Origin of the sequence: Sphingobium sp. SA916 (genome assembly GCF_002894065.1) — a bacterium.
GTDB classification, from domain to species: domain Bacteria; phylum Pseudomonadota; class Alphaproteobacteria; order Sphingomonadales; family Sphingomonadaceae; genus Sphingobium; species Sphingobium fuliginis.
In genome coordinates, this window is the sequence record NZ_LXYF01000104.1 from 1 (window position 1) to 3,717 (window position 3,717).

A 3,717-nucleotide genomic window follows, 5' to 3' on the forward strand; every position below is an offset into this window, starting at 1 on the left:
AACAAGCTTGAGATGCTTGCCCCGGCGGTACGGCGCCACCTGCATCATCATTCCGAAAAACGGATGCCAAGGGTAGACGACCATATCGTGACGCAAAGCGTATGCGGAATGTCGGTAAGTGGCCGCGCCGTCCCCGAAAGGCGAATACGGCGCCGCTGGTTGCCTGCTGTCGCAACACGGACTGGGCTAGCATGGCGAGACCCGAAATCCCTTTGCGCATGTCAGTGACGCCGCAGGCAAGATATACCCTTACGCCGGTTCCCGGTCCGATCATGCAGCTTCCACCGACCGGATGAGGCGGGTCAGGGTCGCGCCTTCGATGCCACTATCGAAGCGAAGGCGCCGCCCTTGCGTCAGACACAGCTCGACCATGGCGGGCGAGACCATCCGCTCCTCGAGCGCGGGCGCCGCGTTCAGCATGGGAGCGCCGATGTCGAACGGCAAAAAGGTCGGCCCAACCGGCGTCGGCAGCAATCCTCGCTTCTTGAACTGACGGCGCCAATTATAAATCTGGCTTCGCGACACATCGTAGCGCCGCGCAACGCGCGCCAACGTCTCGCCGTTCAACCCCACCGCGGCGAGGATCTCCAGCTTCTCCGCGTCCGCCCATCGACGACGCCGTTCCCGGCCCAATATCTCCACCGCCGTCCCTCGCTCTCGATAAGGACGTCCTTATCGACGTCCTTATCGACGTCTCTTACCCGCTCAACTCACCTCCTGGCAGGCGGCCTCAGCCGTTCGGTTACTGTTCAGGCATTCATCGCGAAGCCGGCCATTGAAGCTTTCCACAAAGGCATTGTCGGTAGGCTTTCCAGGCCTGCAGGCCCGAGACGAACCACGGTCCTGCGGTATACAACCCGCGTATCAGAGTCTGATCAACCGTCGTCTTACTGCCGCCGCGCCCGACCCTGCACAGCCAATATCCCTTCACGCCGAAAAGGCGACTGAAAGCCTGTGTCCGCACTCTCGAATTCGGACATGAGAATCAGTAATCGGCCCCGAGAGAAATCTCCTATCGATTCAAAGCGGTCGAAAACCGCTCTAATTGGCGCTTCTGGCAGTTGTGACTGACTGTAATTCCTGCGCAGCCGGGATTGTCAGCAGCGCGGCCTCCGGACTGTGCAACTTTGTCCGTCGCCGCCCGTAGATGGTCTCGGCTACGACCAAGGACAGCGCGGTGATTAACATAGCGGCACCGACCAGGATTGCGTGGCGGACGTCAGCCCCAACAACCAAAAGCGAACCAAGCGCCGGCCCAGAAGCTGAGCCAAGTTGCTGGCAGCTTGTCTGGAACAGGACACTGCGCCGGGTGGGATCGAGGTCTACCAAGTAGGATAATGTGATTGGAACCTGAAACATCCAAAGAAAGCTGAGTCCGCCGGCCAAGAGAATGAACAGCATCGAAGCAGTGGTTGCGATCCAGATGCCTGCCACGCAGACCAACAAGAAATAGGTTACCAATAGCGCCGGCCGGATGGGGAAACGATGTCCTGTAAAGGTAGCGGCGAAGCCCCCGAGAACCTGGCAAATCAGCGCTACCGGTACAGCCGTCGCCATTACCCAGGCCGGCAAGCCTTGCTGAAGCGCCAGTGCAGGGACAAACACCCAGATCGTCAGCAGCCCACCCATAGACATGAATGCTACCGCGAGACCAAGAGCGCCCCTTGCCGTTGGTTTGTTCCTGCCGATTTTCACGTGGGGAAGCGGGGCAAAGGATTTCGGCACCGCGGCGCACATCGCGACACTGACTGCGCCAAACGCCGCGAGTGCGATGTAGCCTCCCTGAGAACCGAACATCGGCAGGATAGCACCTGTCGTCACGGACGCCACGATGAGACCGAGCACCCCTTCAGTGACAAGGAACATCCCATAAAGCTGGGTGGGCCGGGTCGAGCGCGCGAATACATTGAACAGAAACCACAGAAAGACCGAAGAGCATGCCCCGCAGATACCCCGCATCACGAGGATCATCGGATAACCGACAAAGCCAGAAACCAGATTCGCCAGCGTAAAGATTATGGTGGCGCACAGCAACTTCCGGCGCAGGCCCTCGGTACTGAATCTTGCACCTGTAATGGCACTGGCTGCCGCGGCGCACAGAAGCTCGACGCTCGCCGCGCGACCAATCTGTGCGGTTGTCATTAGTCCTTCGACTACCATCTGCGTGTACAGGATTGGTGTCACCCACGTGACAAGCGCAGCCCCGACGGCAATCGTCATCGCAGCCCATGGCCGAGGTTCCTCGCTTGGCTCTGTCAACGCGACGGTCGGATGAGAGCTCTCACACTGCATTGGGTTTACCTTATGATTTTGTGCGTCGCGAGGAGGCACGACGGCTGCCGTTTAAGTCGATCTAAACTATCGCCAAATCGGGAGGGATCGCTTGACGCTGCGGTCCGACGATGTGGCTGCGCGCGTTGGAAGCCGGTTACTGGGGACCATTCACCTCATTCTCCATCTCACCAACCGGACATTAGCGCAGGTGCCCGCAGGAGCGCAATCGTCTGACGCATTCGGCGATGGACGCCGGCAGCCGCCCATTTGCGGCGCAGCGTCAGGAGGACCGCTAAGGCAGCCAAGGTTAGACGTATGTCCATCAGATCGGTTCTGTTGCTGCCAAGTAATTGGCGCATGTGCGAACGAGAAACAGTCCCCATAGCAGGGGACTGTTTTGCATCGGAGGCGGCCTCCGACCCGATTGTGTCGGCTTAGCCTCTCTAATCGTTGCCGCCTTTCCTGGGTCAGCAGAGGAATCGATCTGCATTGAGAAATGCCATCTCTCGGAGGTGGTCCCGGTTTTCTGGACAGAGTGTTAAGCTACTCCCGACCTGAAGGACTAGCACGGGAATGAAGACGACGAGGAAGCGCTACAGCGCTGATTTCAAGGCGAAGGTGGCACTGGAAGCGATCCGGGGGTTAGCGGTGCGATCACCCCACATGGGCAGCCATGTGTTGAGGGCCTATGACACTGCCATTGATGGCAGTGGGATTTTGCTGATGCTCGACGAGGTGGCGCAAGCCGATTTGACCGCAGATATGAACAGTGCGGCATCGTGTGCGAATTCGGATTGTGACGGTGTGCCGCACAGTGCGATCACGGCTTTTGAGCCTGCTGTAACGATACTTGGCCCGCAGCGGCGCAACCGGCGCTGGGATCCGCGGGAGAAGGCGCGGATTACGGCGGAGAGCTTCGAGCCGGGGGCGAACATCGCCGCGGTGGCGCGGCGGCATGGAGTAAGCCGCGGCCTGTTGCATAACTGGCGCCGGACGGTTCGCGATCGCACGCCGGTGCAGTCGATCTCGTTCGTGCCGCTTGAACTGGAGGACAGTGCTACCGGCGCCAATTGTGAGTTGGAGATCGCCATCGGTGACGCGCGTATCTTTGTTCGCGATACGGTGAACAAGGACATGCTTCGGGCGGTTTGCGAGGCCCTGCGCACGTGATGTTCGGCGATAAAAGCGACCTCAAGGTCGTGCTGGTGACCGGGCCGATCGATTTTCGTGCCGGGATCAACAGGCTTTCGGCGCTTGTCGCTCATGAACTGGGCAGGGATCCCTACTCCAGCGATATTTTTGTATTCCGTTCGAAGCGAGCCCACTTACCGACATTCCGCATACGCTTTGCGTCACGATATGGTCGTCTACCCTTGGCATCCGTTTTTCGGAATGATGATGCAGGTGGCGCCGTACCGCCGGGGCAAGCATCTCAAGCTTGTT

Annotated in this window: 5 protein-coding genes and 1 pseudogene; 2 read left to right on the forward strand and 4 right to left on the reverse strand. The window is 59.3% G+C overall.

Going from position 1 to position 3,717, the window contains the following annotated elements; translation table 11 throughout:
* The 4 genes and pseudogenes from tnpB (A8G00_RS25515) to A8G00_RS23865 form a co-directional block, all read right to left on the reverse strand.
* Nucleotides 1–274: IS66 family insertion sequence element accessory protein TnpB (tnpB, locus tag A8G00_RS25515; RefSeq protein WP_146032645.1), on the reverse strand; the 274-nt coding region annotated here is incomplete at its 3' end.
* Nucleotides 271–642, reverse strand: coding sequence for a transposase (locus tag A8G00_RS23855; protein WP_103001881.1), 372 nt, complete (start codon nucleotides 640–642; stop codon nucleotides 271–273). The genes tnpB (A8G00_RS25515) and A8G00_RS23855, both read right to left, overlap by 4 nt.
* 99 nt (nucleotides 643–741) lie before the next feature.
* Nucleotides 742–819 (reverse strand): annotated as a pseudogene (locus A8G00_RS23860) (integrase core domain-containing protein); the annotation flags it as partial.
* Nucleotides 820–1,041: 222 nt separating this feature from the next.
* On the reverse strand, nucleotides 1,042–2,220 hold the full coding sequence (locus A8G00_RS23865; protein ID WP_103001882.1) for an MFS transporter: 1,179 nt from the start codon (nucleotides 2,218–2,220) through the stop codon (nucleotides 1,042–1,044).
* A gap of 816 nt (nucleotides 2,221–3,036) precedes the next feature.
* Between A8G00_RS23865 and A8G00_RS23870 the strand changes: the two genes are divergently transcribed.
* Together A8G00_RS23870 and tnpB (A8G00_RS24915) are read left to right on the forward strand one after the other, a co-directional pair.
* Nucleotides 3,037–3,444 carry a transposase gene (locus A8G00_RS23870; protein ID WP_253258082.1) on the forward strand — a complete coding sequence of 136 codons (408 nt, stop codon included), beginning with the start codon at nucleotides 3,037–3,039 and terminating at the stop codon, nucleotides 3,442–3,444.
* Nucleotides 3,444–3,717: IS66 family insertion sequence element accessory protein TnpB (gene tnpB / locus A8G00_RS24915; RefSeq protein ID WP_146032646.1), on the forward strand; the 274-nt coding region annotated here is incomplete at its 3' end. The genes A8G00_RS23870 and tnpB (A8G00_RS24915), both read left to right, overlap by 1 nt.